The 24,573-nt window shown below is 29.4% G+C and carries 40 protein-coding genes and 1 pseudogene; 24 read left to right on the forward strand and 17 right to left on the reverse strand.

Going from position 1 to position 24,573, the window contains the following annotated elements; translation table 11 throughout:
* Together HA146_RS05315 and HA146_RS05320 are read right to left on the reverse strand one after the other, a co-directional pair.
* A pseudogene (locus tag HA146_RS05315) lies at positions 1 to 335 on the reverse strand (cell surface protein); the annotation flags it as partial.
* Positions 336 to 382: 47 nt separating this feature from the next.
* Positions 383 to 775, reverse strand: a complete 393-nt coding sequence (locus HA146_RS05320) for a hypothetical protein (protein ID WP_209108544.1) — start codon at positions 773 to 775, stop codon at positions 383 to 385.
* Positions 776 to 950: 175 nt separating this feature from the next.
* On the opposite strand from HA146_RS05320, the gene dusB reads away from it, so the two are divergent.
* Together dusB and HA146_RS05330 are read left to right on the forward strand one after the other, a co-directional pair.
* Positions 951 to 1,958: a tRNA dihydrouridine synthase DusB gene (gene dusB, locus HA146_RS05325; protein WP_209108545.1), complete on the forward strand. Its 1,008-nt coding sequence runs from the start codon at positions 951 to 953 to the stop codon at positions 1,956 to 1,958.
* A gap of 18 nt (positions 1,959 to 1,976) precedes the next feature.
* Positions 1,977 to 2,231, forward strand: a complete 255-nt coding sequence (locus HA146_RS05330; RefSeq protein WP_209108546.1) for a DUF2470 domain-containing protein — start codon at positions 1,977 to 1,979, stop codon at positions 2,229 to 2,231.
* Positions 2,232 to 2,257: 26 nt separating this feature from the next.
* Here HA146_RS05330 and HA146_RS05335 read toward each other — a convergent pair whose 3' ends face one another.
* Positions 2,258 to 2,479, reverse strand: a complete 222-nt coding sequence (locus HA146_RS05335) for a hypothetical protein (protein WP_209108703.1) — start codon at positions 2,477 to 2,479, stop codon at positions 2,258 to 2,260.
* Positions 2,466 to 2,705 carry a hypothetical protein gene (locus HA146_RS05340; protein ID WP_209108547.1) on the reverse strand — a complete coding sequence of 80 codons (240 nt, stop codon included), beginning with the start codon at positions 2,703 to 2,705 and terminating at the stop codon, positions 2,466 to 2,468. Before HA146_RS05340 ends, HA146_RS05335 begins: the two co-directional genes overlap by 14 nt.
* A 445-nt stretch (positions 2,706 to 3,150) precedes the next feature.
* Here HA146_RS05340 and HA146_RS05345 point away from each other — a divergent pair, with 445 nt between their 5' ends.
* Genes HA146_RS05345 through HA146_RS05360 form a run of 4 tightly spaced genes read left to right on the forward strand, consistent with a single transcriptional unit; the run spans position 3,151 to position 4,992 of the window.
* On the forward strand, positions 3,151 to 3,570 hold the full coding sequence (locus HA146_RS05345; RefSeq protein ID WP_209108548.1) for an acyl-CoA thioesterase: 420 nt from the start codon (positions 3,151 to 3,153) through the stop codon (positions 3,568 to 3,570).
* Between the two features lie 42 nt (positions 3,571 to 3,612).
* Positions 3,613 to 3,810: a hypothetical protein gene (locus tag HA146_RS05350; protein WP_012007830.1), complete on the forward strand. Its 198-nt coding sequence runs from the start codon at positions 3,613 to 3,615 to the stop codon at positions 3,808 to 3,810.
* 40 nt (positions 3,811 to 3,850) lie between these two features.
* Positions 3,851 to 4,102 (forward strand): hypothetical protein, encoded by a 252-nt coding sequence (locus HA146_RS05355; RefSeq protein ID WP_011818540.1) that lies wholly within the window; start codon positions 3,851 to 3,853, stop codon positions 4,100 to 4,102.
* Between the two features lie 20 nt (positions 4,103 to 4,122).
* Positions 4,123 to 4,992, forward strand: a complete 870-nt coding sequence (locus tag HA146_RS05360; protein ID WP_209108549.1) for a restriction endonuclease — start codon at positions 4,123 to 4,125, stop codon at positions 4,990 to 4,992.
* Positions 4,993 to 4,997: 5 nt separating this feature from the next.
* Here the strand turns inward: HA146_RS05360 and HA146_RS05365 are convergent, their stop codons facing one another.
* The gene (locus tag HA146_RS05365) at positions 4,998 to 5,402 is read right to left on the reverse strand and encodes an MAPEG family protein (RefSeq protein ID WP_209108550.1); all 405 of its coding nucleotides are present in this window, start codon (positions 5,400 to 5,402) and stop codon (positions 4,998 to 5,000) included.
* Positions 5,403 to 6,296: 894 nt separating this feature from the next.
* Here HA146_RS05365 and HA146_RS05370 point away from each other — a divergent pair.
* The gene (locus HA146_RS05370) at positions 6,297 to 6,677 is read left to right on the forward strand and encodes a DUF1330 domain-containing protein (protein ID WP_374027179.1); all 381 of its coding nucleotides are present in this window, start codon (positions 6,297 to 6,299) and stop codon (positions 6,675 to 6,677) included.
* Positions 6,678 to 6,813: 136 nt separating this feature from the next.
* Positions 6,814 to 6,993, forward strand: a complete 180-nt coding sequence (locus HA146_RS05375) for a hypothetical protein (protein WP_209108551.1) — start codon at positions 6,814 to 6,816, stop codon at positions 6,991 to 6,993.
* Between the two features lie 4 nt (positions 6,994 to 6,997).
* On the opposite strand, the gene HA146_RS05380 is transcribed toward HA146_RS05375, so the two are convergent.
* The 4 genes from HA146_RS05380 to HA146_RS05390 all read right to left on the reverse strand — a co-directional run bounded on the left by HA146_RS05380 (position 6,998) and on the right by HA146_RS05390 (position 8,244).
* Positions 6,998 to 7,177: a hypothetical protein gene (locus HA146_RS05380; protein ID WP_011818547.1), complete on the reverse strand. Its 180-nt coding sequence runs from the start codon at positions 7,175 to 7,177 to the stop codon at positions 6,998 to 7,000.
* 85 nt (positions 7,178 to 7,262) lie between these two features.
* Positions 7,263 to 7,397: a hypothetical protein gene (locus tag HA146_RS09645; protein ID WP_257469857.1), complete on the reverse strand. Its 135-nt coding sequence runs from the start codon at positions 7,395 to 7,397 to the stop codon at positions 7,263 to 7,265.
* Between the two features lie 384 nt (positions 7,398 to 7,781).
* Positions 7,782 to 7,967: a hypothetical protein gene (locus tag HA146_RS05385; RefSeq protein ID WP_209108552.1), complete on the reverse strand. Its 186-nt coding sequence runs from the start codon at positions 7,965 to 7,967 to the stop codon at positions 7,782 to 7,784.
* Positions 7,968 to 8,043: 76 nt separating this feature from the next.
* On the reverse strand, positions 8,044 to 8,244 hold the full coding sequence (locus HA146_RS05390) for a hypothetical protein (RefSeq protein WP_209108704.1): 201 nt from the start codon (positions 8,242 to 8,244) through the stop codon (positions 8,044 to 8,046).
* Between the two features lie 213 nt (positions 8,245 to 8,457).
* Here HA146_RS05390 and HA146_RS05395 point away from each other — a divergent pair, with 213 nt between their 5' ends.
* From HA146_RS05395 to HA146_RS05405, 3 genes are all read left to right on the forward strand, one after another.
* On the forward strand, positions 8,458 to 8,640 hold the full coding sequence (locus HA146_RS05395) for a Nif11 family protein (protein WP_209108553.1): 183 nt from the start codon (positions 8,458 to 8,460) through the stop codon (positions 8,638 to 8,640).
* 86 nt (positions 8,641 to 8,726) lie between these two features.
* Positions 8,727 to 9,497, forward strand: a complete 771-nt coding sequence (locus HA146_RS05400) for a PAP/fibrillin family protein (protein ID WP_209108554.1) — start codon at positions 8,727 to 8,729, stop codon at positions 9,495 to 9,497.
* 136 nt (positions 9,498 to 9,633) lie between these two features.
* Positions 9,634 to 9,948: a hypothetical protein gene (locus HA146_RS05405; RefSeq protein ID WP_209108555.1), complete on the forward strand. Its 315-nt coding sequence runs from the start codon at positions 9,634 to 9,636 to the stop codon at positions 9,946 to 9,948.
* A gap of 18 nt (positions 9,949 to 9,966) precedes the next feature.
* On the opposite strand, the gene HA146_RS05410 is transcribed toward HA146_RS05405, so the two are convergent.
* Together HA146_RS05410 and HA146_RS05415 are read right to left on the reverse strand one after the other, a co-directional pair.
* Entirely contained in the window at positions 9,967 to 10,128 is a 162-nt protein-coding gene (locus tag HA146_RS05410) for a hypothetical protein (RefSeq protein ID WP_209108556.1), read from the reverse strand.
* Between the two features lie 96 nt (positions 10,129 to 10,224).
* Positions 10,225 to 10,599 (reverse strand): hypothetical protein, encoded by a 375-nt coding sequence (locus HA146_RS05415; protein WP_209108557.1) that lies wholly within the window; start codon positions 10,597 to 10,599, stop codon positions 10,225 to 10,227.
* A 179-nt stretch (positions 10,600 to 10,778) separates the two neighbouring features.
* Here HA146_RS05415 and HA146_RS05420 point away from each other — a divergent pair, with 179 nt between their 5' ends.
* The 3 genes from HA146_RS05420 to HA146_RS05430 all read left to right on the forward strand — a co-directional run bounded on the left by HA146_RS05420 (position 10,779) and on the right by HA146_RS05430 (position 12,046).
* Entirely contained in the window at positions 10,779 to 10,985 is a 207-nt protein-coding gene (locus HA146_RS05420) for a hypothetical protein (protein ID WP_209108558.1), read from the forward strand.
* Positions 10,986 to 11,267: 282 nt separating this feature from the next.
* Positions 11,268 to 11,510, forward strand: a complete 243-nt coding sequence (locus HA146_RS05425) for a hypothetical protein (protein ID WP_209108559.1) — start codon at positions 11,268 to 11,270, stop codon at positions 11,508 to 11,510.
* A 128-nt stretch (positions 11,511 to 11,638) separates the two neighbouring features.
* Positions 11,639 to 12,046: an OsmC family protein gene (locus tag HA146_RS05430; protein ID WP_209108560.1), complete on the forward strand. Its 408-nt coding sequence runs from the start codon at positions 11,639 to 11,641 to the stop codon at positions 12,044 to 12,046.
* A gap of 638 nt (positions 12,047 to 12,684) precedes the next feature.
* Here HA146_RS05430 and HA146_RS05435 read toward each other — a convergent pair.
* Positions 12,685 to 13,068, reverse strand: coding sequence for a DUF1499 domain-containing protein (locus HA146_RS05435; protein ID WP_209108561.1), 384 nt, complete (start codon positions 13,066 to 13,068; stop codon positions 12,685 to 12,687).
* A gap of 702 nt (positions 13,069 to 13,770) precedes the next feature.
* On the opposite strand from HA146_RS05435, the gene HA146_RS05440 reads away from it, so the two are divergent.
* The 3 genes from HA146_RS05440 to HA146_RS05450 all read left to right on the forward strand — a co-directional run bounded on the left by HA146_RS05440 (position 13,771) and on the right by HA146_RS05450 (position 14,405).
* Complete coding sequence (locus tag HA146_RS05440; RefSeq protein ID WP_209108562.1) at positions 13,771 to 13,914, forward strand: hypothetical protein; 144 nt, start codon at positions 13,771 to 13,773, stop codon at positions 13,912 to 13,914.
* 9 nt (positions 13,915 to 13,923) lie between these two features.
* Positions 13,924 to 14,172, forward strand: a complete 249-nt coding sequence (locus HA146_RS05445; protein WP_025952871.1) for a hypothetical protein — start codon at positions 13,924 to 13,926, stop codon at positions 14,170 to 14,172.
* 86 nt (positions 14,173 to 14,258) lie between these two features.
* The gene (locus tag HA146_RS05450; RefSeq protein WP_209108563.1) at positions 14,259 to 14,405 is read left to right on the forward strand and encodes a hypothetical protein; all 147 of its coding nucleotides are present in this window, start codon (positions 14,259 to 14,261) and stop codon (positions 14,403 to 14,405) included.
* Here the strand turns inward: HA146_RS05450 and HA146_RS05455 are convergent, their stop codons facing one another.
* Positions 14,406 to 15,191, reverse strand: coding sequence for a metal ABC transporter permease (locus tag HA146_RS05455; RefSeq protein ID WP_209108564.1), 786 nt, complete (start codon positions 15,189 to 15,191; stop codon positions 14,406 to 14,408). It lies immediately after the preceding gene.
* A 17-nt stretch (positions 15,192 to 15,208) separates the two neighbouring features.
* On the opposite strand from HA146_RS05455, the gene HA146_RS05460 reads away from it, so the two are divergent.
* A complete protein-coding gene (locus HA146_RS05460; protein ID WP_209108565.1) occupies positions 15,209 to 15,643 on the forward strand; it encodes a Fur family transcriptional regulator in 435 nt (144 codons plus the stop codon).
* A gap of 14 nt (positions 15,644 to 15,657) precedes the next feature.
* On the opposite strand, the gene HA146_RS05465 is transcribed toward HA146_RS05460, so the two are convergent.
* Positions 15,658 to 16,428: an ABC transporter ATP-binding protein gene (locus tag HA146_RS05465; RefSeq protein WP_209108566.1), complete on the reverse strand. Its 771-nt coding sequence runs from the start codon at positions 16,426 to 16,428 to the stop codon at positions 15,658 to 15,660.
* A gap of 135 nt (positions 16,429 to 16,563) precedes the next feature.
* Between HA146_RS05465 and HA146_RS05470 the strand changes: the two genes are divergently transcribed.
* The 3 genes from HA146_RS05470 (at position 16,564) to HA146_RS05480 (ending at position 20,512) form a co-directional block, all read left to right on the forward strand.
* Positions 16,564 to 18,024 (forward strand): metal ABC transporter solute-binding protein, Zn/Mn family, encoded by a 1,461-nt coding sequence (locus HA146_RS05470; protein WP_209108567.1) that lies wholly within the window; start codon positions 16,564 to 16,566, stop codon positions 18,022 to 18,024.
* Positions 18,025 to 18,101: 77 nt separating this feature from the next.
* Positions 18,102 to 19,451 (forward strand): CobW family GTP-binding protein, encoded by a 1,350-nt coding sequence (locus HA146_RS05475; RefSeq protein WP_209108568.1) that lies wholly within the window; start codon positions 18,102 to 18,104, stop codon positions 19,449 to 19,451.
* Entirely contained in the window at positions 19,439 to 20,512 is a 1,074-nt protein-coding gene (locus HA146_RS05480; RefSeq protein WP_209108569.1) for a WD40 repeat domain-containing protein, read from the forward strand. The genes HA146_RS05475 and HA146_RS05480 overlap by 13 nt, the downstream gene beginning before the upstream one ends.
* A gap of 18 nt (positions 20,513 to 20,530) precedes the next feature.
* On the opposite strand, the gene HA146_RS05485 is transcribed toward HA146_RS05480, so the two are convergent.
* Complete coding sequence (locus HA146_RS05485) at positions 20,531 to 20,686, reverse strand: hypothetical protein (protein WP_209108570.1); 156 nt, start codon at positions 20,684 to 20,686, stop codon at positions 20,531 to 20,533.
* A gap of 566 nt (positions 20,687 to 21,252) precedes the next feature.
* Between HA146_RS05485 and HA146_RS05490 the strand changes: the two genes are divergently transcribed.
* Complete coding sequence (locus HA146_RS05490; RefSeq protein WP_209108571.1) at positions 21,253 to 21,528, forward strand: DNA gyrase; 276 nt, start codon at positions 21,253 to 21,255, stop codon at positions 21,526 to 21,528.
* Positions 21,529 to 21,553: 25 nt separating this feature from the next.
* Here the strand turns inward: HA146_RS05490 and HA146_RS05495 are convergent, their stop codons facing one another.
* Both HA146_RS05495 and HA146_RS05500 read right to left on the reverse strand, forming a co-directional pair.
* Positions 21,554 to 21,787, reverse strand: coding sequence for a hypothetical protein (locus HA146_RS05495; RefSeq protein ID WP_209108572.1), 234 nt, complete (start codon positions 21,785 to 21,787; stop codon positions 21,554 to 21,556).
* 31 nt (positions 21,788 to 21,818) lie between these two features.
* Positions 21,819 to 22,055 (reverse strand): hypothetical protein, encoded by a 237-nt coding sequence (locus HA146_RS05500; protein WP_209108573.1) that lies wholly within the window; start codon positions 22,053 to 22,055, stop codon positions 21,819 to 21,821.
* Between the two features lie 127 nt (positions 22,056 to 22,182).
* Here HA146_RS05500 and HA146_RS05505 point away from each other — a divergent pair, with 127 nt between their 5' ends.
* Together HA146_RS05505 and HA146_RS05510 are read left to right on the forward strand one after the other, a co-directional pair.
* Positions 22,183 to 23,625, forward strand: coding sequence for a circularly permuted type 2 ATP-grasp protein (locus tag HA146_RS05505; protein WP_209108574.1), 1,443 nt, complete (start codon positions 22,183 to 22,185; stop codon positions 23,623 to 23,625).
* A 1-nt stretch (position 23,626) separates the two neighbouring features.
* The gene (locus HA146_RS05510; protein ID WP_209108575.1) at positions 23,627 to 24,568 is read left to right on the forward strand and encodes an alpha-E domain-containing protein; all 942 of its coding nucleotides are present in this window, start codon (positions 23,627 to 23,629) and stop codon (positions 24,566 to 24,568) included.
* Positions 24,569 to 24,573: the final 5 nt, after the last annotated feature.

Raw genomic sequence — 24,573 nt, forward strand, 5'->3', positions numbered from 1 at the left:
TCTAATTTTGCCTCTTCTTCTTTTGTTTCTTCTTTAACTTCACTTTTTTTGGGTTCCTCTAATTTTGCCTCTGCTTCTTTTGTTTCTTCTTTAACTTCATCTTTTTCTGGTTCCTCTAATTTTGCCTCTGCTTCTTTTGTTTCTTCTTTAACTTCATCTTTTTCTGGTTCCTCTAATTTTGCCTCTGCTTCTTTTGTTTCTTCTTCACTTAAAAGGAATTTTAGTAATTTTTTTAATAATAATAAACCTTTTTCAATTCTTTGCGGACCTAAAATTGAGAGCAAAACAATTAAAATTATGAATATTTCTGGTGAATTTAAACCAAATAGTTTCATTATTTTTTACATTCTCATTATATTTTAGTACATGTTTAATATTAAATCTAATTATTCTCAAAAGTTGGTAAATAAAGATCTCTATTTGATGCAATTACGCCCTCCTCTTTAAAAAATATTTCTAATTCTTTTAAATCATTTATATCTACAAATTCTCCACAATTATTTATTATATTGTTATGAGTAAATTCCCACAGATTGTCCAAATATTCATCATCATCTGGAAAAGCTGCAAATTTTAAATATGTATTATTTAAAGCATATTCACTAGCAAATTCAGAATCTAATCCTTCTCTTTTAGCATCACAATAAACATTAGCAAATCTTTTACCTACGGATGTCTGAGCACTTGATAAATCCAAATTAACTTGGATTGCTTTTACATTTATTGGAACAATAAAAATGATTATTGGAAGGATAATATATATTAAATTAAACAAGTAATAATTTCCTTTTTTAGAATATGAATTAAATATAAACTAGCAAAAAAAGTAATGAATTAGGTTTATTTAAATAAATGCACTTATTAAAATTTAAATAAATAAAGTCATAAATATAAAGTCAACTCTTTAACAGAATTTATATTAAATTAAGATATTATAAATCTAAAATTATATGTCTTCAAATATAAAGCTAAAAGGAAAAGGTATTACCAGGATAATTAAAAGTAAGGTAATGCTATCGCCTCTAGCAGGCGTTACAGATAACATTTTTAGGCGACTTGTTCGTAAATGGGCACCTAACTCTTTACTTTTTACAGAAATGATAAATGCTACAAGTCTTAAAAAAGGATTTGGCACAAAAAAACTCAATCAAATAGTTTTAGAAGAAGGTCCAGTAGGAGTACAAATATTTGATAATAGACCACATGCTGTTTCCGAAGCTGCAAAACAAGCTGAAGACTTTGGAGCTTTTTTAATTGATATAAATATGGGATGTCCAGTAAAAAAGATTGCAAAGAAAGGAGGAGGCAGTGCTTTAATTAAAGATCGTAAACTAGCAATAGAATTAGTAAAAAAAGTAGTAAAGGCTGTCAAAATCCCGGTAACAGTAAAAACACGGCTCGGATGGGATAGTAAAGAAGAAAATATAGAGGATTTTTTATTTAAGCTTCAAGATGCAGGAGCAACGATGATCACACTACATGGAAGAACTAGAAAGCAGGGATTTTCAGGTAAGTCAGATTGGGAAATGATCGGACGACTTAAGAATTTATTGGAAATTCCAGTAATTGCTAATGGAGATATCAAAAATCCAGAAGATGCTATTAATTGCTTAAAAAAAACAAATGCTGATGGTGTAATGATTGGACGAGGGATTTTAGGATCCCCATGGAAATTAGGAGAAATAGATTATGCAATTAGACAAATTAAAAATTTCAAAGAACCAAACCTAGAGCAAAAACTATATTTAATTATTGAGCATCTTGATGAGTTAATCAAAGAAAAAGGAGATCACGGCTTGTTAATAGCTAGGAAACATATTTCTTGGACATGCAAAGATTTTAAAGGTGCTTCAAATTTACGAAACAATTTGGTTAGAGCTGTTGATAAAAATGAAGTTAAAAATTTAATAAATAAAATGATTAAAACTTTGAATAATGAGAAAAATACATTAACTTAAAATAAATTCATTCTCCAAATGAAAATAATTAGTAAAGAAACAAGTAAAAGAGTTTGTGATCATATGAACAATGATCATCTTGATTCGGTTCACAAATATCTTATTCATTATGGGAAGATATCAAACTTTGAGAATGCTCATATGGAAGAAATTAATAACATTTATATTAAAATCAAATACGATGGGCAATCAGCAATTATAAATTTTAAAAATGAAATATCTGAAGAAGAGATTCATTCAACTTTAGTATCAATGATTAAAGAGATTAAATAACAAGAAATATTTTTATAAGAAAAAATCTAATTATTATTTTCATAATAATTAGTAATTTTTTTGCATTCTTCAAATGAAAGCATACTTAATCTAGAAGATGCTTTAAATTTTAAAATTGCACATACGGCTAATAAATCAGAACTATCAATATTAAGTGCTTCAGAAAGCTCTAGAACCCTAAGACCTTTCATTAGTAAGAAAAAAAGTTTTTTTACATCATAAAGAACTTTGAAGTCAATGGGCTGCATTTTTTCCTAAACCTGCAACGAATGGAAATGTTTGTTCATCACCAAATATATCTTCTGCAGAAGAATTAGAAATATTAATTTTTTTATTATTATCAGGCTTAATGACTTCAATTTCATTAGAAATATCATCTTTAATGTTATTTCCAATTTCTTTTGCTAATAAATTATTCGTATTAGAAAATATTGAAAAAACTAATACAAATAAAAACAAAATAATTCTTTTCATAAAAATAATTTATCTAATACTATCCTCTTATGCCAATAAAGTTATTTAGAAAAAAATGATTTTTTCAAAACAAATCTAAATAAATCAAGGTGAAAAATATTCATCTGCCCAACTTATTTCTATTTTTGAATCTAATTAAAAAATAAAGACCTACTAATAAAAGAATTGCTAAGGAGTACTGATTAAGAAAAACATAAACTATATAAACGAGAAATGGGAATAAGCAGGCCCTCTTGAAATTTAATTTCTGGTCTTTTGTCATTTTTTTCCAATTTAAATATTCTTCCCATTGAAAAATCTTCTTCATTTTTCTACCCCTATTATTACGATTAAACATAAATTTATAAATATAGTTTTGGTGATTCTTATATTAATAAAGAATAATAATCTACGATATCAGAATTAGCTTTTTTTTCATTGATTAAAAATATTTTTTAAATAAAAAATGAACTCAAAACCATCTTGGAAAATAGAAAAAATTGTTTTACCTCAACATGCAGACCATGCAGGAGTAATGTGGCACGGTACATATTTTAATTGGCTTGAAGAAAGCCGAATAAATGCACTTTTAGAAGTAGGTATAAGTTATTTCGAACTAACTAAAAAAGGCTTAGATTTACCTTTAATCAATACTTCAATAAAATATAAATCTCCATTATTTCTTGGTGAAAAAATAACACTCGAGAGTGAATTCAATATTGAAAAAAGTCCTAGGATAAATGTAATTTCAAAATTTCTTAGCAAGGAAAATGAAATCTTAACCATTGCTGAAGTCAATTTAGTCTTAATAAATAAACTGAATTTTTCTATAATAAGAAAAAGACCAGATTTCCTATCTGAAGCCTTTAATAAATTAAACGGTTGAAATTATTATTCGCTACTTGAACGATTTATTAAATTATTAATTATGAATATATTTCAAGTTATTGACTCTTACCAATATGAAATGGAATCAAGATATCAAGAAAAATCAATGCTTACAAATCTTTTTACAGAGCACAAATTCATAGGCTGGTTAGGATTGTTTATAGTGTTTTTCTCTATCTTTTCAATTTTTGTTTTTCAATTTCTTGAGTGGGAAAGTAATGACAATAATAAAAGTTAGGAAGATTTAATGCTTATAATTCAACTGAAAGACTTAAAAAATGGCTATCTACTTAAAAATAACAAATCCTACAGAGGTTGTTAAAAAAAAGACCTCAAAATGGCTGACAGACATCACACCTGAAAGGATTGATAGAAAATTGGTCGAAGATGAAGTAATAAAAGGCATTATCGAGCAATTAACATTAGAGGGTATAAAAGGAGAAATATCAGCAATTAATGGTTTTGAAGTAAATGAATCTTCAGTAATAACAAAAAATAATTTTGTTATAAGAAAAACAAAAACTTTTTAGATCGAGAATAAAAATCTTTAATGAAATTTTTTTTTATTTTAATTATTTTTATCATTTTTTTAATTTTTATAATTGCAAGGGATTGTCAAATTAAAAAGAAAAGGTTTAGATTAAATAATGCCTTAAATTCAAATTTCTTTATTCAAACAATTAATAATTTAATAGAAGAAAACAAATACAATTTATTAGAGGAAAGGATTAGATTAAGGGAAATAGATGCTTACGGTAACGAGGATTATAAAAAATGGATTGGCAATCCACCTCTTGATGAGAAAGCTATAGAGATCAATATATATAATGGTTCCAAGCGATTTAAAGAGGGTATACCATACTTTTGGGAAAAAATAATTTTAAAAAAATTTGGAAGTATGGAATTATTTTTCGAAAAGTGGAGATCTTATTGTGATGAGAATCCTACTATTGATGATGAGATAATTGGATCCATTAGAAATCTTGAAAATGAAGATTGGTTTGTATTCATAGCAAGTCAAATAGAGAAATCATGCCTAAACCTAATAGAAAATGATTATTCAAAAAAAATTAACGAAAGCTATAAAAAAGGTATTAAATTTGAAAATCATTGCATGAAAATCCTCAAACAATATGGCTGGGAAGTTAAAGAAACCCCTAATACTGGAGATCAAGGGGTTGACTTAATTGCGTCAATAAATGATTTAAGAATATGTATTCAATGCAAAGATCATGAAAAAGCTATTGGAAATAAAGCAGTGCAGGAAATTTCAGCTGGTAAATTATTTTGGAAAGGTACACATGCAATAATAGTCTCAAAATCTGGCTTTACAAAGTCTGCCCATCAACTAGCAAAATCAAATAAAGTAAAACTAATCAATGAATATCAATTGAAAGATATAGAAAAGTTTATTCTTTAAACACTCTACAACAATTGTGTTAAGCCCTCTTTGTACAGCAAAAGTGTAGTAAAAATCCCTGAGGCCCACATTAAACCTCTAGCTGTTGGGATATTAAATATATAGGCACCAATATATAAAAAACGGAAAATAGGATGGATCAATGCTGCAATTATTGAAATATTAGAGTCAGTTAAAGTAATCAAACAAAGAAGACATGCCGGAGCATGTAGGGAAATACTTTCCCAACAATTTTGATGACACCAAACTGCTCTTTTACCAAAAGAAGGTAATTCGTCGAATAAGGCCCTTGGAGCAGACATATTTTCAATAGAATATCCTGCTTTAACTCTCCCTAAAGTTAATGGAATAATAGATAATAAAACAACACCAACTGATAGACAAAGACTCCAGGCAAAAGCTACTTGCATATGATTTAAATAATATTTATTAGCTTAATTATTGCAGCAAGTTATCGTGATAAATGAAAAATCATTACCATAGATAAAACTTCGCAAAAAATGCTGTAATTTATATTAAAAAAAATCATTTATGGATATTTCAAAGATAGTTTTAATTTTTGGCACAAGTTTACTAATATATTTTGCTTTTCTGTTTTTAGGATTTTTTCTTAAGAATAAAAATTTAAAAGCACAGAATCTAAAAAAAGAAGAATAGATTATTAATTCCACAAAAATTTAATATTTTTCTCTATATTTTTATATCTTTTTGGATATATTTGATGGAAATAAAATTTGATCCAAATAATAATTAGTGATAATAGAAATTTCATGAAAGAGTTGCTGATACATGAAAAAATTTTATAAATTTCTTAAAAGTTTTCTATTTATATCATTTTGGCTTATTTTATCCTCATTTTTAACCCAATATTGGAATACCTTTCATTGGGAATATATTTACTTAAACTTCAGAATTATATTTGATAAAGAATTTTGGTTTATTGTAGAAAAAATTCTTTTAGGATTTGATATTGGTTACTGGTTAGAAGATGCACTAAAATTCTTAAGTTATGAAATACCTAAAGAATCTTTTAAATATTTTCCAATTTATTTCTTTTTAAAGTCTATTTGGATAAATAATTAATTTATATTTCTAAAAGATTTTAATAAATTGCTTAAAATTCTTGAATCAAGTCGATGATTTTATTTTTCTTAAAGTAAATAAAGTACCTTCATCAAGTCTGTAGATTAAATGTATTTATAGTTAAGAAAGTTGTTTCTAACCACCCTTTTTTTAATTACTAATCTCATTCATAACACAAATCTTATCTGCACTTTTTAGATATAAAGAATCAAATTTAATAATTGATCTTCGAATTCCATTTAATAAACGCCAAGTATAAAGCTAAGGATAAATACTCACCTCCATATGCTATATTCTACCCAGAATATGTTGATTTGATGACAAAGAGCTATTGGCTAAAGAAAATTTCAATCCCAAATGCTGAATTATTTCTGGAATATATAAGAACAGTTTTGCCATGGATTAAATCTGTGGGAGGAGTAATAGTAAAAAGAGATTTAATCCAAGAATCAACCTCAAATGAATGGGATGGAGGGCAGCTTGGATTAGTAATAGAATTCGAATCAAAATTTGCTGCTAAAAAAGCATTTTATTCTGAAGTATTTCAGAAATATCTCCAGTCGAGAGATTTAATGGAACTTGTTACTATAAGCACTCTTTAAAAAATCAAACATGCTGATCACAGAAAAACATCTTATAAGTATTTATTACTATTAAATTATTTATGTAATATTTATAACTTCATTACCAATTGGATATTTTGCAAAATTGTTAGTGTAAAAGCAATTAGTTAATCAAATGAACTACTCAACAGAAAAAGATGATTATTTGATGACAACTCCATATACAAAAAAAATTCAACAGAAATTTGAAAAGGTTAAGTCTTTTTTAGAGCAAAATGGATTTAACCCTTCATCAGAGAGCTTAATTCAAGATATTGTTAGTTCAGAAGAATATATTGCTAAAAATGGTTTGTAGAAAATCAAAAGATATTTAGAGTCCTTAAGTAATAAAAACCGCCTATTAAAAAAGGTAATAATATTCCAATAAATAAAAATATAGATTTCTTTGATTCGCCTTCTGATATGGGATTAATTTCTGGCTCTATTGCAAAACCATTCTGTCTACCACCGCTTTCGGTTGTATAACCTTTTTTATTCATAAGAAAAATAATATATGCAGATTATCTCATGTAAAAACTTATTTAAAAAAATTTTTTACATTTAGAATTATACAAATTTCTATATCTAATAATTGATTTCTATCTGAGATTTCAATTTAGCAGCTTTTTTTAAAAGCCCAACAACTTCCTTACGGCCAGTAGCAAATTCAGCCTTATTGAGTAACTCACTATATTTTTTTGTGATTTCTCTATGATTCATTTTTAGTATTAACTTAAATTAATTATAAAGTTACTAAAAATATTTTTTGTATAAAAGATATCAAAATAGATTTCTAATAGCTATATCTATTTAAAGCAACCTTTCTTCTTTGGTTTAATCTCTTCTTTAATAACTTCTTTTTCCCTCACAAATAATCCCTTTTTTTTACTGGTTAATTCTCCTCAACAGGTTTTGATTTTCTATTAAATAAACCTTTATTAGACTCTTTTTTAATTGATTATTTTGTGTCGGAAATCTTTGTTTGTTTAGGATTTAATTTTGAATTTTTGTTTTTTTTCTGAGAATAAAGATTGAAAAAATAAAACCAAAAACAACAAAGAAGACTAATGCCTGTACTAAAGCAATTCCAAGATTATCAAAAATTTAAGCCTCAACTTTATATAGTAATTCATTTTCTTTCGCATCTATACATTTTTTATCATCAGACAAGCATTCAATTTCTGCCTTCTTCTCTGTATGAGAACTGCAGCCACCTGCATTAGCAGTAAATATTGGAAACAAAGATAGTGAGCCTAAAATTAAGGCACATGAGGTATTAAAAGGTTTCATAAATTTTTATTATGGAAAAATAATTTCGCAATTGCGAAAATAATCTTTTCTTCAAAAATTGAATCCTTTTTTATGACTATTTGTAGTAGTTCACTAAGTCAGTAATCAATATTGCTAATAATGAAAAACCTAAAATAAATGGTAAATATGGATATTTACTCAATATTTCATTAAATTTATTTTTCGATGTTTTTTCCTTTTTCTTTTCTCTAGGCGGCAAGCCTAACTCTTCTCTTCTCTTAGCTTCTCCCATAATTTTAATAGTATTTAAAACCATTTTAAACGTTTAAAAATAGTAATGTATTATCTGAGATTTGAATTATTAATGGTTAATTAAATATATATTTTGGATATATTTAAATTAAATAAAAACAAAAAATGATAGAAGTTGTTTGGTCAGTAAATATAATGATTGCAATTCTGATTATCGGAGTTGCTTGGATTCTTTACTACATATTCACTTATGATCAGAAATTCAGTTCCTAGATAAATGTCACATAAAGATCTAAGTAATTTTTTAAAAAAGATAGAACAACTTAATCAAATTGCTGAGCTTATTAAAAATAATCCAAGTAAAAAGTTATCCCTTTCAAAATGCAAGAATCATGATGAGGTAATTAGATTAACCTCTGCATGGGGTTTTGATATTGGTAAAAGGTGGGGAGAATATTAATTGAATTTTTTTTACCAGCATTATTAAAATTGTCATCAAATTCAAATTAAATTCCTAAGATTAATGAGTATTCTTCTATTGGAGTTATGAGAGAAATTGAAGAAATAAAAACAAATATATATAAGATAGCTGCTGTTACAGATAGAGGGCAACGACTAAATAAATTAGTTGCACCTATTTATGAGGAAAAAGCAAATGAAATTGAGGATTTGATTGAATCTCTTAAAAGTTTTAATTTCGAAATATCAGAACAATCATTGTCTGGGGAATGGGAATTGATTTTTTCTAATGTTGAATTATTCCGTAGTTCTCCTTTCTTCCTTGCTATTGAAAAGGCATTAAATGATGAATTTAAAAGTAATCTTTTTTTTAAATTGCATCAATTGCAAGTTGGGTCCTTTGGAATATCTACTATTGGGAGAATTGCTCAAAAGATTGATTTTGATAAAAAAGAATTCACATCCACCTTTGACACTATAATATTTGGGCTTACAACAATTCCCATATTAGGTTGGTTCAAACTTTTACCTACTTTTGGTGGAAGAGTAATAACCCTAGCAAATGATTTGGTTTTAAAAAATAATTTGCTTGATATGAACTTACAAAAGACAAAAGTTTCCAAAGTTGATGGACTTAATAAGATTCCATTCTTTAGTAAATTATTGATGGATAGATGGTATCCAGTAAAAGAAGTATGGAATAAGTTACCTTGGAATAAAGAATCACCAAATTGTCAGGTCTCAATTATATATTTAGACGAAGAAATGAGAATTATGCAGGATATTTATGGGTCTATTTTTATTTATATAAGGCCTTCAATTTCTTTATTGAGTCCAGATAAATTATCAAATAATTAATTTAAAAGACTGACTAATATTCTTAGTGATTTTTAGAGTAAATCTATAAAAAATATTTATCTTAAAGATTAATTAATAAAGACATCTCGCATGTCAAACAAGAATAGGTTATGTTCATAGTGAACAATTTTTTATTATGCTTAGGAATCAAGAAAAAAACTCACTCGTTAGAGGAATATTTTTAATAGGTGGATGGGGCTTAGGCTTAGACAGATTCTATGAAGGAGATAAAAAAGGTGGTTTTTTATCAATCATAGGATGGAGTATCACATTTTTTAGCTTTCTCTTTCTTAAATGTTCAGGATATAAATATGTTGATGGAGCAAAAAGTTATTCAGAATATTCCCCTAATCCTTTAATAGTATTACCTTTAATTGCAGGAGCATATGGTGGCTTTCTAATAATTAAGAAGGCATTTAGATTAGCAAAGCAATTTGAGAATGCTGAATAAAACTACTAGTAGATAAATTCAAGATAATAATCCAGTCCCTTTCAAATAAAATTTAAATAAAAGAATTACTAAAATATTTAATATTGCTAAAGCTAATAAACCATTTCTATTCTTTACATCTAACTTTTTAACCAAATTAGAAAGATAAATAACTGGATTTTCAGGCTCTTTATTATCCAAATTTTTTTTAGAAATTAATTTAAAAAGAAAATATCACAGTTTCATTTTAAGAGTCAAAATTGTAAAGATGAACATACAAAAAGAAATAAATAATTTCTAACCCAATATTCCTGCATTTCTTAAAAACGCTTTACCAATATTACCGATCGCTAGAAATACAGACAAATTAATTAAAAGGATTATTAATAATGCCAACATTTTATGGTTTGGATTAGTAGAAATGCCATCAAATCCTTTATTAAGAATTCTCATAAAAAGTGAGTCATCTTTTTTTATTTTTTGTTTATCGGAATCAAGCTTTACTTTTTCTTCTAAAGAATCTTGATTACTCGCTGTCTCTAGAAATTCTTTAAATGCCTTAACATTCTCTTCTTTTTTATTCTCTTCATTAAGATCTGTATTGTCTTCAGTCAAATTTGGGCCCTTTTCGATTGAATTATTTTCCTCAGGATTAAGTTTTGAGTCTTCCAAAATAATAGTAAATGCTAGAAGTATATTACACCATTAAAAAAACCCACTCGATTAATGGAAGAGAGGGTTAGCTAAGGTTAAAGCTCTTATCTTAATAATAATTTATTTTAATTAAATTTGCGGTAGTAGCATAATGAAGTTTTAATTTAGTTTATATTCAAGGTGATTTTTTATTACATATGTTAGATGCGAATACTAAAAAAGCCTGTAAAGATGATCCCTCAATAAGAGAAATTAAAATTAGAAATATAGAACACGCTATTGAACAATCAGAATTAATGATAAAAGAATCAAAAATGAGCCAAGAAGAATTAATCTTCTTAAAAAGAAAAATATCAGACTCAAGACAGGATTTAGAGATACTTTATTTAATGAAAATTCAATGAATATAATATTTTTTAATCTTTAAAAAGCATTGATTTTTGCTAAGAAAATTAATTTGAATATTTGAAGACTTATAAAGTTTAAAGGTAATATAGGAATTTTTATAAAGGTACTTGTAATGTCTAAAAATAATTTATATATTCCTTTAAAGGTTGTTCCATCCATCTTTATTTCAATTACTGCTAGTGCAATAACAGCAGCTACATATGTAATTACCTAGCTCTATCTGTTATATGAAGTTTTTAGATATTAAATAAATTAAAATATTTGTAATAACTAATTATATGAATAAAGTCAAAATAGCAATTTTTACAATATCAATAATTATATTTTCCCTTATTGGGATTAAAAAATTAATTTATATAAATCAAGTTAAGGATTTAAAAAATCAAGAAGAAATAATCTTAAATAAAACCATAGGTGTTTTAAATGAATGCTTCGATCTAGAAAATAAAAATAAAAGAACTCTTAATAAATCAATTGAATTAATTGAGTATTGCTTAGATGAATATGGATATAAAAACTGATTTCAAAACTTGAATGATTACTTTCCTTAATACTCCACTAATATTTAAATAAAAATTTTTTGATCAATAAACTTGTTATGTTCCAAAATTTTTTTATTAATAATATTTTCCTAATTTAATTTTTTCAAATGACTAAAGTGAAATGTTCTTATTTAGGAAATTTAAACTGTGAAGCTATTCATCTACAATCTGGAAGTTTTATTAGAACGGATGCACCTTTAGATCACTGTGGCAAAGGTGAAAGTTTTTCCCCTACTGATTTATTAGCAACATCTCTAGGTACTTGCCTGCTAACCATTATGGCAATCAAAGCTAAATCGAAAGGATTTGATTTGAAAGGTATATATTTAAATATTGAAAAAATAATGACACAAAATAGCGAGAGGAAGATAAAAGAACTAATAATAGATATTTTTATACCAGAGCGCACTTCTAATGAAACTATTGATTTTTTGAAAAAAGCTTCCAAAGAATGTCCAGTTACAAGAAATTTATCTCAAGAAATATATATTAAAATAAGTTGGCATATTGAATAAGTCTCAGAAATAGTAATTACATAAAAAATAATGAAATACTTTATTGGAATAATCATTTTGTTATTTGGAATATATATAATGACAGTTTTGGCATTAAAGACTAGATATACAAGAAAAAGACTTTCCAAAGGAAAAAAGTAAATCTTTTAAATTTTTATTGAATATCAAGGAAATAGATTTATTTTTTACTAAAAAATTAGGGGCTTATTTTAGTTATATTTTTTCACTATATTTTGATCAACCAAACTAATTAATGGCATCATGAAATTTACATTTATCCCAACAGTGCACCATGCATAAATAATAAGAAAAATTATTTTAATATATAAATTAGGGGGTAAGGTGAAAAATATTTTGAAAAACCCTCCAATGAATAATACCAATATTCCAATTTGCAAAAGACCTTTGATGATCCATATAAGTCCATTTTTTTTAATGTTTATATAAAACCAGAAAAAAACAAAACTAGTTAAAAATAAATATATAAGATTTATGATCATCTTTTTAAAGAAAATCTAATAAATTTGCCATTATCAAGGCATAATGGTAATTATCACTTTTTTATCTGCGAATTTTTATTTAAAATGGAAAAATTATACAAAAAACAATAAAATAAAAGTTGTTTTTAACTTTTTATCCTAAAACATTTTCGATTTTAGTAAATCAACTCTTTTTTGATTAACTCCTAAATCACTTTCTCCAACTCTTGATTCAGATCTTATTGATAAGATGTTTGATTTAGGTAAAAAGAATACTTCTAAGTCGTCTACATACTTCATCCATTTACTGGTTGCCTCAGCATGAAGATAATCGCCATCAATTTCTACAATCTCAGTTCGTGGAGTGTTTTCTATAAATGTTTTAATCTCTTCAAAAGGTTCCTCTATATTGTTAACCTCCCATTCCTCTCGTACACAATGAGCAATCTCTACACAAGGTTTTAGTTCTACATGTGAGGCAAATGATGAAGAAGGGAATAAAAAGCTTGAACTAATTAAAATTGCTAAAAAAAGTATTTTCATTAACAAAAGATTTAACAAGACATAATCTAACTAATCAAATTACTAATTTGTAATGATGTTTCTCATTATTTTTGAAAAAATATCTATTTTTTTATATTCAGGATTTAATATGTATTTCTAATAATCCAAAAAAAAAAGATCCCTCAGAGAGAGATCTTTTTAAAATTGATTTATATCAAGTGTTTCCTTGTTTCCACTGAAATAAATCAATTCCTCCTACACACAAATTTAATATCACACCTAAATTCAAAATATGTAATACCTAATAGACCTCTATCTTAACTGTCACATCGCATAAAATACAAAAAGTACTCAGACATTGCTGTCGAGTACTTTTAAAGTTATCAGAAAAAAGTGTGTGAGGAGTTTCTGATGTATTTAATCTACTTCGTAGGTAATTTAAAAGGCTACAGTATAAATTACTAATTATTTAAATCTTTCAGAAAAATTTGTCGTTGATGAAAAAAATATTCATAAAAATAAAAAATCCATGAAAAACATTTACAAAAAAATCATTTTTATTATTTCGGTAATTGCTCTTTTTTCATTAATAGTGGGTGTTGTCAAATATTCTCTTACTTATATTGAAAATAATCCAGAAAAATACTTACCTACACAAAAGCAAGACAAAAATTAAGTATAAATTCACTTCTAAAAATCTATAAAGTGTCTTAAATATGTTTTACATAGACAGCTTGAGTCATGAAAATCAAAAATACTTCAGTTCTTAAACAGAATAATATTCATTTAATTCAATTGAAAAATAAGCATAAATATCAAATACTTGAGAATTACTGGAAGAAAAGAAAGAAAGAATGTGAAAAAAATCTTTCAAAATTTTGCTAACCAAAAATTATGAATTTTATTTTATCTTTTTTATTAGCTTCTGTAATGTGGGTGCAAGTTCCTCAATGGGAAGCTGACTGGTCAAAATGTGCTGTAGATGTTCCCGATTCATCATGTCACTGGTACGTAGCTGCTCCCGATAATACCTTTGGGGAAGGATTTAATTGGGAAAATGCTCCTTGGTTTGATGCTAACGGATTGCAGGATGTAGCTAAGATTGAGAAAGAATCTGTAGTAGAAAAGCTTCAAAATAACTAAAGTTTCTATTTCATCAATTAACTTTTAAAAGTATTTAAATCTAGCTGCTTAGTCGTTAACTTTTGATTAATTGAAAAAATTTTTTTATGCGTTTCAAAGTAAGTCTCAAAAAAAATGGAAAAGTATTTGATGAAGTTGTTATAGCTAATAATAAAAAAGAGGCTATGGAAGTAGCTTTAAAAAACAATCCAGAAGCTCAAGCATTAAACTCTGACTGGACATTTAAGATTTAATTATTTGCGAAGTTTAGGAATCAAAAGAGATGCGACACAAATAACACTAATTGCAGGCCCAGGCGACAAATTAAAGACTATAGAGAGAATAAACCCCAGAAGTGAGATGCATAATCCAAAAAATGAAGACCTCATCATTGCAATTCTTAAACTATGAGCCTTATTTAGCCCTAACAAAGTTGGGGTAGAAAGGAGAGCAATTACAAGAATTACTCCCACTGCTGACATTGAACTAACAATTACTAATGCCGTTGTAAAACTCAAAGCAAGATTTAATAAAGAAACGTTTATACCACTCGCGGATGCACCTTCTGGATCCAATCCCACATAAACAACCTTTTCATATCCAAAAGTCATTAAAAGTATAAATACTAAAAAAGCAATTATTGTTCTAAGTAAATCTCCAAAATTTGCTGTCAATAAATCGCCAAATAATACTGCCTCCAAATCAATCCTTATTCCGAGTAGAGGGATAATAAGGACTCCAAACCCAAGCATTCCGGCTAATATTGTATTCATTATTGCTTCATAGTTTTCACTATTTTTATTAGTTAAACTTTCCGCAATTACAGAACCTAAAAGACCACTGATAACCCCACCAATTGAAGGATGAATTCCAAGCGCTAAGGCTAAAGCAAGTCCTGGTAAAACGCAGTGAGAAATTAAATTTACTTGAAGTAATCTCCTATGTGTTATTAATACAGTTCCCATCGCTGGACATAGAATTCCTGAAAAAATAGTTATTATTAAAGGAACAAGCCACCAACTGCTATTAATAAAAGACATTAATCTAAAGATTCGGTATGATCAAAAATACGGGACAAAAAAAGATTTCGGAAACAATGGTAACTAAGCCTGACATTACCAAAAGACAAGAGCAACTTCTTGAAGAACTTAATAAATGTGATGATGAACTGAGCGGTCAAGAGTTGCATAGACAATTGATTGAAAGCGGAAAAGCTATGGGACTGACAACTGTTTACAGGAATCTTCAAGTTCTTATAAAGCATGGTTTAATACGTTCTAGACATCTCCCAACAGGAGAGGTTCTTTACACTCCCGTAGATAGAGACATTCATCATTTGACTTGTGTTCAATGTGGTGAGACATCAAAAATGAAAGGGTGCCCTGTAAAAGATATTCATACACCCAAAACAAATCCAAAGAAATTCCAATTGTTGTTTCATACCCTGGAGTATTTCGGACTTTGCCAGAACTGCTATCAAGCACAAAGTTAAAACTAAATATTTTTTTAATCACAACAATTATTATCCTCAATTGAGCTGATATTTATATCATCTAATTTATCTTTTATAGAAGCAGGGCTTCCAGAGGCCAATACAGCTTTATCCAAAACAATAACTTGATCATAACTATTTAACGAGGAACCCCAATCATGACTGCTTACCATTAAAGAAAGACCCGCATCTGCAAGTTGACGAACAATTTTTAGAAAATCGTCCTTTGCAGGTGGATCTAAAGCTGCACAAGGTTCATCAAGAAGGTAAATTTTTGCTGGAGACATTAATGTTTTGGCTAATAAAGCTCTTTGTTGTTGTCCACCAGATAAAGAATCAAGCCTTCTGTTAGCAATATTTGCAATGCCGACTCTTTGCATTGTGGCCTCCAATTCACAACATTTATTAATCCATGCATTAGGGTTGGCAAGAAGAGCTTTTATTTGAAAAGGACTACTACTTTTTGATTTTGAGTATTTTATTTGTCCTAATGAAACTAGTTTTTCTACAGTTATTGGAAATTTCCAATTCATAGAGCTTCTTTGTGGCATAAGTGAGACTTGAGATCTTTGTCTAATTAACTTCTCCCCGTCAATTGTTATCTGGCCATTATCCGGAATACATTGTCCCTGCAATATTCTTAAAAGAGTAGATTTGCCAGCTCCATTTGGACCAACTAGCGCTGTTAGAGTTCCAGGTTTAATCTCAACCGATACCTTACTTAAAACTGGCTTATTTTTTTTTGTGTATGAATAGGTTAAATTTTCAGCGACTAAAGTAGCCATTAATTAATCTTTAAAAAAGTCACTTTTTAAGCTTACCAATAATACAAGTTTCATATTGTTTTCACAACATTTGATGACTTAACTTGCTTTAAATAATGAAAATGATTATCATTTCAAAGTATTTAATAATTTTTTATGTCAATTTTGAAAAGACTTTTAACAAATAAAACAAGTTCAAGTAATTCAATTATCAAAAATTCCGTGATAGCAGGAACAATAATATTTTCTGGTTTTGGGCAGGATGTTTTGGCTAAAGGAAAGTCATACGTAGCAGTAGAACCACTAGTTTGTGATTTAGTTAAATCAATTGCATTACCCTCTGACGAAGTTACATGCTTAGTAGATAGAAAGCAGGATGTTCATGACTTTAAGATCAATCCAAGACAAGCTCAATTACTTAACAACGCCGATAAAGTATTCACTCTTGGTAAAGAAATGACTCCAAGTATGAGGAATTGGGAAAGCAAAAAGCAAACTGTTGTTGTAGGTGTTAGTGCAATAGATGTAGATGACCACTCTGATCATGGAGGTCACGACGATCACTCTGATCATGGAGGACATGATGATCACGCTGAAGGAGCTTTCGAGTGGGCAGGTAAATTCCAGTTATCTAAAGGGTCCTATAAATGGTCATTTGAAAAAGTCGATGGCGAATATGCAGATCCTGCAATGAAGATGGTGATTCTCAAATCTAATGATATAGAAGGGTCTGAAGATTTAGCTAAAGAATTATTAGGATCTAAAGACTCAATAAGCAAGAAAAATAATGATACTTTGATCGTAAGTAATAAAGCTTTTATTCTTAACTTTGATCAAAGAAAAGAAAGCACTGTTTTTAACGTGGATATCAAAGAAGATGGTCAATATATATTTTTTACTGAACACATGCCTTTTGAGTTTGAATCAACTCAACACTTTTTTAAAGACGTTTTAAATAGTGATGTCGAACCAATAGCACAATTACCAGATGAAGGTGAGGGGCATCATCACCATCATGACCATGGAGGTCTAGATCCACATGTATGGCATGATCCACATAACATCATAAAAATGGGAGATGTTATAAGCAAAAGTTTAAAGAAAGATATTTCTGTTTTTAATAGAGGGGACAGAAAACTAATTAATGAAAGATTTGAAAAGGCTGATTCTATCTTGGAAGACTTGGATAGTTGGATCGTCGAACAAGTAGGCTCTATTCCTGAGGAGAACAGAGTAATTGTGTCTAAACACAAGGCGATGGAATACTACGGTGATGCTTTTGGTTTTGAAACCATTAGTTTACTTGACTTTCTTGGAGACTCCTCAAGCTTAAGGCCAGAAAATATAAAGTCTGTACTTAAAGAACTTAAAGAAGATAATGTTTTGGCTCTTTTCCCAGAGCAAAAACCTGCTTCCAAACTGTTAAGAAATCTAAGCAGACAAAGTTCTATTCCTATTTCTTCTGATCAAATATTTGTTGATGGATTGATGATGGATGGGAATACTGTTTCAGTAGCTGTACACAACACTTGTACAATTGTTGATTCATTAGGTGGAAGCTGTGATAAAGAATCTGGCTCCAATCTTGAGTCTGAATGGTACAAGCTTTCAGATTAAAATTTTCTAATAAAAACGGTTTTCATTTCTTATTATTACTATTATTAAAATATTGTTTATTTAGTAAAAATCAGTAAATGAGTATCAATGATAAAGTTCCCGTTACTATTCTCACTGGATTTTTAGGTTCAGGGAAGACTACTTTGCTTAATAGAATATTGAGTGAAGAGCACGGGAAAAGAATAGCCGTAATTGAGAATGAATACGGTGAAGTAGGTATAGATCAAGGGCTCGTAATTAATGCCGATGAAGAAGTGTTTGAGATGTCAAACGGGTGCATTTGTTGTACTGTTCGCGGCGATTTAATAAGAGTCCTTGGCAACCTTATGAAAAGAAGAGATAAGTTTGACTATGTTTTAGTAGAAACGACAGGATTAGCAGATCCTGGACCAGTTGCTCAGACATTTTTCATGGATGAAGAAATTAGTTCTGAATTTACTCTTGATGGAATTGTAACTTTAGTTGATGCTGCTCATATTGATCAGCAGCTAGGAAGGAGTGATGAAAGTTCAGAACAAGTAGCATTTGCAGATGTTCTGGTCCTTAATAAAACTGATTTAGTCTCTGATGATGCACTAGATACTCTTGAATCGAGATTGAGAGATATGAACCGAATGACTCGAATTATTCGAGCCGAGAATGCCAAAGTGCCAATTGAAACAGTCTTAAATCTAAGTGCATTTGATCTCGATCAGATCCTTAAACGCAGACCAACATTTCTTGAACCAGAATATCCTTTTGAATGGACAGGTGTTTACGATCTTGATGCAGGTAAATATGAATTAATGCTAGAAGAAGGACCAGATCCAGAAATGTCCCTAGTAGCTCTCGCTAACCAAGGCGAGAGTGAGGAGGAACTTAAAGATGGTGCTGAATCCTCCGTAAGACTTTATGCAGAAAAAGCTAATACTCTAGAACCTGGAAATACTATCCCATATGGAGAACATATAAATCTCAAATTGGAGGATAAAGGAAATAAATCCTTCATCCTGAACATAGAAAAGCCATTAAAAATAGGTTTGTTTACACAGCACACTGCAGAAGAATTCAATATGAAAGTCATTAAAAGTGACGAAAATAAAGAGATTCCATTTAATACTGAAAGGTTCTGGCAAGCAGAGCATGAACATGATGATGAAGTAGGGTCAATTGCTATAGAGCGTTTTGGAGATGTTGACCCAGAAAAACTAAATACTTGGATGGGAAGGCTTCTCTCAGAAAAAGGAGTTGATATATTCAGAACTAAAGGTTTCATAAGTTACTCAGGTAACCCAAGGCGAATAGTTTTCCAGGGAGTACACATGTTATTTACTGCACAACCTGATAAAGAATGGGGTAACGAAACTCGTAGAAATCAACTTGTTTTTATCGGTAGAAATCTAAATGAGAAAGAGATGCAAGAAGGCTTTGATAAATGCCTGATATAGAACCATTTAGCCCGAGAGGCATGTTCCACGAGGGATGGACAGCTGAAGTTAGTGATTATGCCATAGCATGTGGCTGGTCTCTTAAAGGGAAACAATTTATTGTTGGCGACGTGGCAGGTGGTATTTTTGCTTTCGAAGGAGATACTGGAAAAATTATTTGGGAAAAAGAAAATACTCACTCTGGTGGTCTACTAGCAATGGCAATTCATCCAGAGGGTGAAATTTTTGCAACATCAGGTCAGGATGGAAATGTTCAAATTTGTAATTGCCATGAAGGTAAAGTTATTAAAACACTTGATCTTGGCAAAGGTTGGGTAGAACACCTCAAGTGGTCTAATGACGGTTTATTTCTAGCGATAGCTTCCTCAAAAAAAGTATATGTTTTTAATGAAATTGGTGAAGAGAAATGGATCTCAGAAGACCATCCAAGCACAGTAAGTGCAATAACATGGTCAAATAGAAATGAGCTAGCAACTGCTTGCTATGGAAGAGTGACATTCTTTGACATAGTTAATAATAAAACTAATCAAAAACTCGAATGGCAAGGATCATTGGTATCTATGGAATTAAGTCCTGATGGAGATATAGTTGCCTGCGGTAGTCAAGACAATTCAGTTCATTTTTGGAGAAGATCAACAGGAATGGATGCTGAAATGACGGGGTATCCTGGGAAACCAAGTCACCTTTCTTTTGATGACAGTGGAAAATTACTAGCAACTAGTGGAAGTGAAAGAATTACAGTATGGAGCTTTATAGGAAATGGTCCAGAGGGGACTATGCCAGGAGAGCTATGTCACCATACAGAACCCATTTCGAGCCTAGCCTTTTCAAATAAAGGTATGCTTGTAGCCTCAGGATCTAGAGATGGTTCTGTTGTCGCAAGTTTTCTAAAAAAAGACGGTAATGGAGACCCTGTTGGGGCTGCATTCGCGGGAGATTTAGTAGGGGCAATATCCTGGAGACCTGATGATTGTGCACTTGCAGCAGTTAATGCAAAAGGTGTTGTAAATGTATGGAAATTTAAAGTTCGTACAAACCTTTTTTCTAAGGGATTTAAATAAAAGGACAAATTTATAAAATTACCAATAGTTAGCTTTTAAATGTCTCTCCATACAAATTACCTCACAGTCATTATCTATCCCTTTTGGGTGAATATCGCAATATGAAAGGCATTGAAAATATTCATCTATTGGATTTGATTTTTCAGTTTTGATATCTTCTTTTGAATTTCTCATAAAAGATTTCCTCAATTATTTAAAATTAAGATAGACGAATTGAATAACAAAAGAAATAAGCAAAACTTACTAAAAACATTGCAAAAAAATTAACGAGATTGATTACCACTTTCGGACATTTTTAATTAAAAAGCAATGCGTATAAAAACGGATTGAATTTAGAGAAATATTTTATTAATTTTATATTGTTGAGTTCTAGGAGGTCTTTCAAAATGATCGATAGCCTGCCTGAAATTTCGGAATAAACCGAACTAATTTAATTAACTGCTCCAATTATTTTTTATTAATGCCTAAGCTTCCTTCTTCTGCATCGTTTAGGTGCCCTTTAAGAAACAAGCTTAATTCTAGAGTTTTTGCCCCAGTTAAAGACAATTAGTTAATTTTGTTGAGCATTAGCTTAATAGTAGTTATTAACAAGGATCCATGATTTAGGTGCGTTATTAACTTCATAAGAAAAAATAAGTAAAAGATAAAAGAGGGCTTATTAAAGCCCTCTTTTTTTATAAAAAATTAGATGACATTATTCTTTTTTTACAGATAATGATTAAAAAGACAAAATTAAAAATATGGTTAGATATTATTGCCCCTATTGCAATCCTAAATATCAATTTCAAAAACAATCCTCAAATGGCACTTTGATTTGTGGCTTGTGTGGAGAGGATCTTGTAAAAAAACCATTTATTAGGTTAAATCAGATAATTGCTTTAGTTGCTGCTTCTTCATTACTTCTTCCATTAATATATACTTTTATTTTTTTAATTAAAAATCAAATCAATCCCCCTAATAAAAATTATCAAGCAAATAAGAAATCTTTGATAATCATCAAAGATAAAATTTCATAAAGCAAGTTGAAATAATTTCAGGAGGTCAACCTCTACAAAGAGACTTATTTAAACATGAATTTTTACTCTCAATATCCATTTGATCGTTGAAATTATTTAAAATTTTTTCATTATTAATTACGTGAACTTTTTGTCCACAATGTTCCTTGCAACCACCGTTAAATAAATTGTGTGCATATAAAGTAGGAATATTTGTTATTAGTACAAGAAAAATTAATTTAAACAATTGATAAAAATTAGATTTTATTTTTAATATCATTTTTCCAAAATTAGTATGTAAATAATACCAGTTAACTCCAAGGAGTGTTTATAAGACCCCAAATATCGAAGAAGAAAAATAAAACTGCAATAACTACAAGATCCCAAGCTCTTTCCCTAAAAGCCCAAGGCGCAATAAAAACTTCCCCAAGTCCATGAAGTGCCGCTCCTACGGGTAAATGATCAAGGACCAGCAAACTATGAGAGAGAATAAAAAGAAAGCTTGCGAAATATCTAAAAAAAACAAATTGCCAATTACCAGAACTCATAGTTTTAGATTTTTAAGAAATATACTTCAATGAACAAAATAATGAAATAGATCAACTTAAGAAATATTTTTTTTTGTAGCTATAAATACGAATTAAGATTCGAAGCTAAAGTAAAAGTTATAAAACGATGAAATATATGTTTTCAAGTTATCGTCCTAAAAATAGTTTTGATGAATACTTTAAGGACAATGTTAATTCTGCTAGAGAAATATTAATTCCACTTCTGTCTTCTTTAGATAATATGGGTCTCGAAGAATTAAATAGAAATCATTCAGCAGCAAAAAAATTATTATTAAGACATGGTGCAACTTTCAGACTAAACGATACTGGTTTAAAAGGTACGGAGAGAATATTACCTTTTGATCCACTTCCAAGAATAATAAGTAAAGATGATTGGTTAATATTAGAAAAAGGTCTTAAACAAAGGCTTGAGGCAATTGATTTATTTCTTGATGATATTTATAATTCCCAAAATATTATTAATGACGGAATAATACCAAGAGAGTTAATAGAGAGTTCTGATGGTTGGCGGCCGCAGATGATAGGTTTCAAGCCTCCATTGAATAAATGGTGTCAGATTTCAGGACTTGATTTAATAAGGGACAGAAAAGGTGATTGGCATGTTTTAGAAGATAATTTAAGGTGTCCTTCTGGGGTTGCTTATTTCTTAGAAAATAGATTAGTTATGAAAAATATTTTCCCTAATCTTTTCTCTGGAAGAATAGTAAAGCCAATTGATGAATATCCATCATATCTTTTAAAAACTCTTCAAGAGCTAGCTGTTTGGACAGACACACCTAAGATAGTTCTACTAACTCCAGGAATTTTTAACAGTGCTTATTTTGAACATAGTTATTTAGCTCAAGAAATGGGTATACAACTAGTTCAGGGTCATGACTTAGTTTGTAATGATGATTATGTATATTTAAAAACTACATCTGGGTTAAAAAGGGTGGATGTCATTTACAGACGAATTGATGATGATTTCTTAGATCCTTTAAATTTTAGAAAAGATTCCTGCCTTGGTGTGAGCGGATTACTTAATGTTTTCAAGGCAGGTCATGTTGCTTTAGCAAACGCCCCCGGTACAGGCATAGCAGATGACAAAATGATTTATTCTTTTGTTCCAAAAATGATTAAATATTATCTTGATGAAGAAATTATTATTAAAAATGTAGAAACATATATTTGTCATTACCAAAAGGATCAAGAATATGTTCTAGAAAATTTACCAAAACTTGTTGTTAAGTCTGTTTCTGAAGCTGGCGGCTATGGAATGTTAATTGGGCCTCAATCTACAAGCAGTGAGATAGAAGAATTCGCTAATAAAATTAGAAAAAATCCTAGAAATTTCATAGCCCAACCAACATTAGAATTATCTACTGTTCCATCTTTATGTGATGGAGAACTATATCCATGTCATGTTGATTTAAGACCATATATATTGAGAGGTAAAGATTCATGGGTTAGCCCAGGTGGGCTTACGAGAGTAGCATTAAAAAAAGGATCATTAGTCGTCAACTCTTCTCAAGGTGGGGGATGCAAAGATACATGGGTTGTAGGAAAATAATATGCTTTTAAGTCGTGTAGCAGAATCTCTTTATTGGATCAATCGTTATTTAGAACGTGCCGAAAATATATCTCGTTTCGTGGAAGTAAGTGAAGCTATGTCATTAGATTGTCCACCAGGAAGTGCAGAACCTTGGCTCCCATTAATAGATGCTTCAAGTGACAGAGAATCGTTTGATAAAAGATTCCCGGAGAAAAAACCTGATGACGTTATTAATTTTTTAATAAGAGATCGTTTAAATCCAAACAGCATAATTTCTTGCATTCAATTGGCAAGAGAAAACGCACGACAAATAAGAGATGTAATGACCTCAGAAATGTGGGAACAAATTAATATTTTATACTGGAATATGCAAGAAGGAGAAACAATATGGAATAAGCCAAGACAAGAACAATTAAGTGAAATAAGGAGGGAATGTCAGCTTTTTTATGGAATTACAGATGCGACTCTAAGCAAAGACCTTTCTTGGAGATTTAGCATTCTTGGAAGATTAATAGAAAGAGCTGACAAAACGTCTAGGATTTTAGATGTGAAATATTATTTACTTCTTCCCAGCTTAGATAAACTTGGAGGAGTTCTTGATGAGTTGCAATGGATTGCTCTTTTACGCTCAGCTGGTGCTTATCAAATGTTTAGGAAAGCAGAGCAAAATTCTATAAAGCCTAATTCAGTTGCAAGATTTCTTTTACTTGATCCAATTTTCCCTAGATCAGTAAGATACTGTTTAGACGGGATTAGCAATACTCTTAAAATGATAGATTCGGCTCCACCTCCTGAAAACCCTTCTGAATTAGAGTGCATGAGAGGTTTGCTAAAAGCAAAATGGAGTTATATCAGAATTGAAGATATAATCAATGATGGTTTACATGAGGCAATCGATTCATTGCAAATTGATTTAAATAAATTAAATGATCTCATTCAAGAAAAATATTTTATTAATTAAGAATT

Origin of the sequence: Prochlorococcus marinus CUG1416 (genome assembly GCF_017695965.1) — a bacterium.
GTDB lineage: Bacteria > Cyanobacteriota > Cyanobacteriia > PCC-6307 > Cyanobiaceae > Prochlorococcus_A.

Coding starts and splice junctions, on each gene's coding strand:
- dusB (WP_209108545.1), top strand. CDS start 951: ATGTCTTCAAATATAAAGCTAAAAGGAAAAGGTATTACCAGGATAATT.
- HA146_RS05330 (WP_209108546.1), top strand. CDS start 1,977: ATGAAAATAATTAGTAAAGAAACAAGTAAAAGAGTTTGTGATCATATG.
- HA146_RS05335 (WP_209108703.1), bottom strand. CDS start 2,479: ATGCAGCCCATTGACTTCAAAGTTCTTTATGATGTAAAAAAACTTTTT.
- HA146_RS05340 (WP_209108547.1), bottom strand. CDS start 2,705: ATGAAAAGAATTATTTTGTTTTTATTTGTATTAGTTTTTTCAATATTT.
- HA146_RS05345 (WP_209108548.1), top strand. CDS start 3,151: ATGAACTCAAAACCATCTTGGAAAATAGAAAAAATTGTTTTACCTCAA.
- HA146_RS05350 (WP_012007830.1), top strand. CDS start 3,613: ATGAATATATTTCAAGTTATTGACTCTTACCAATATGAAATGGAATCA.
- HA146_RS05355 (WP_011818540.1), top strand. CDS start 3,851: ATGGCTATCTACTTAAAAATAACAAATCCTACAGAGGTTGTTAAAAAA.
- HA146_RS05360 (WP_209108549.1), top strand. CDS start 4,123: ATGAAATTTTTTTTTATTTTAATTATTTTTATCATTTTTTTAATTTTT.
- HA146_RS05365 (WP_209108550.1), bottom strand. CDS start 5,402: ATGCAAGTAGCTTTTGCCTGGAGTCTTTGTCTATCAGTTGGTGTTGTT.
- HA146_RS05375 (WP_209108551.1), top strand. CDS start 6,814: ATGAACTACTCAACAGAAAAAGATGATTATTTGATGACAACTCCATAT.
- HA146_RS05380 (WP_011818547.1), bottom strand. CDS start 7,177: ATGAATAAAAAAGGTTATACAACCGAAAGCGGTGGTAGACAGAATGGT.
- HA146_RS09645 (WP_257469857.1), bottom strand. CDS start 7,397: ATGAATCATAGAGAAATCACAAAAAAATATAGTGAGTTACTCAATAAG.
- HA146_RS05385 (WP_209108552.1), bottom strand. CDS start 7,967: ATGAAACCTTTTAATACCTCATGTGCCTTAATTTTAGGCTCACTATCT.
- HA146_RS05390 (WP_209108704.1), bottom strand. CDS start 8,244: ATGGTTTTAAATACTATTAAAATTATGGGAGAAGCTAAGAGAAGAGAA.
- HA146_RS05395 (WP_209108553.1), top strand. CDS start 8,458: ATGTCACATAAAGATCTAAGTAATTTTTTAAAAAAGATAGAACAACTT.
- HA146_RS05400 (WP_209108554.1), top strand. CDS start 8,727: ATGAGAGAAATTGAAGAAATAAAAACAAATATATATAAGATAGCTGCT.
- HA146_RS05405 (WP_209108555.1), top strand. CDS start 9,634: ATGCTTAGGAATCAAGAAAAAAACTCACTCGTTAGAGGAATATTTTTA.
- HA146_RS05420 (WP_209108558.1), top strand. CDS start 10,779: ATGTTAGATGCGAATACTAAAAAAGCCTGTAAAGATGATCCCTCAATA.
- HA146_RS05425 (WP_209108559.1), top strand. CDS start 11,268: ATGAATAAAGTCAAAATAGCAATTTTTACAATATCAATAATTATATTT.
- HA146_RS05430 (WP_209108560.1), top strand. CDS start 11,639: ATGACTAAAGTGAAATGTTCTTATTTAGGAAATTTAAACTGTGAAGCT.
- HA146_RS05435 (WP_209108561.1), bottom strand. CDS start 13,068: ATGAAAATACTTTTTTTAGCAATTTTAATTAGTTCAAGCTTTTTATTC.
- HA146_RS05440 (WP_209108562.1), top strand. CDS start 13,771: ATGAAAATCAAAAATACTTCAGTTCTTAAACAGAATAATATTCATTTA.
- HA146_RS05445 (WP_025952871.1), top strand. CDS start 13,924: ATGAATTTTATTTTATCTTTTTTATTAGCTTCTGTAATGTGGGTGCAA.
- HA146_RS05450 (WP_209108563.1), top strand. CDS start 14,259: ATGCGTTTCAAAGTAAGTCTCAAAAAAAATGGAAAAGTATTTGATGAA.
- HA146_RS05455 (WP_209108564.1), bottom strand. CDS start 15,191: ATGTCTTTTATTAATAGCAGTTGGTGGCTTGTTCCTTTAATAATAACT.
- HA146_RS05460 (WP_209108565.1), top strand. CDS start 15,209: ATGATCAAAAATACGGGACAAAAAAAGATTTCGGAAACAATGGTAACT.
- HA146_RS05465 (WP_209108566.1), bottom strand. CDS start 16,428: ATGGCTACTTTAGTCGCTGAAAATTTAACCTATTCATACACAAAAAAA.
- HA146_RS05470 (WP_209108567.1), top strand. CDS start 16,564: ATGTCAATTTTGAAAAGACTTTTAACAAATAAAACAAGTTCAAGTAAT.
- HA146_RS05475 (WP_209108568.1), top strand. CDS start 18,102: ATGAGTATCAATGATAAAGTTCCCGTTACTATTCTCACTGGATTTTTA.
- HA146_RS05480 (WP_209108569.1), top strand. CDS start 19,439: ATGCCTGATATAGAACCATTTAGCCCGAGAGGCATGTTCCACGAGGGA.
- HA146_RS05485 (WP_209108570.1), bottom strand. CDS start 20,686: ATGAGAAATTCAAAAGAAGATATCAAAACTGAAAAATCAAATCCAATA.
- HA146_RS05490 (WP_209108571.1), top strand. CDS start 21,253: ATGGTTAGATATTATTGCCCCTATTGCAATCCTAAATATCAATTTCAA.
- HA146_RS05495 (WP_209108572.1), bottom strand. CDS start 21,787: ATGATATTAAAAATAAAATCTAATTTTTATCAATTGTTTAAATTAATT.
- HA146_RS05500 (WP_209108573.1), bottom strand. CDS start 22,055: ATGAGTTCTGGTAATTGGCAATTTGTTTTTTTTAGATATTTCGCAAGC.
- HA146_RS05505 (WP_209108574.1), top strand. CDS start 22,183: ATGAAATATATGTTTTCAAGTTATCGTCCTAAAAATAGTTTTGATGAA.
- HA146_RS05510 (WP_209108575.1), top strand. CDS start 23,627: ATGCTTTTAAGTCGTGTAGCAGAATCTCTTTATTGGATCAATCGTTAT.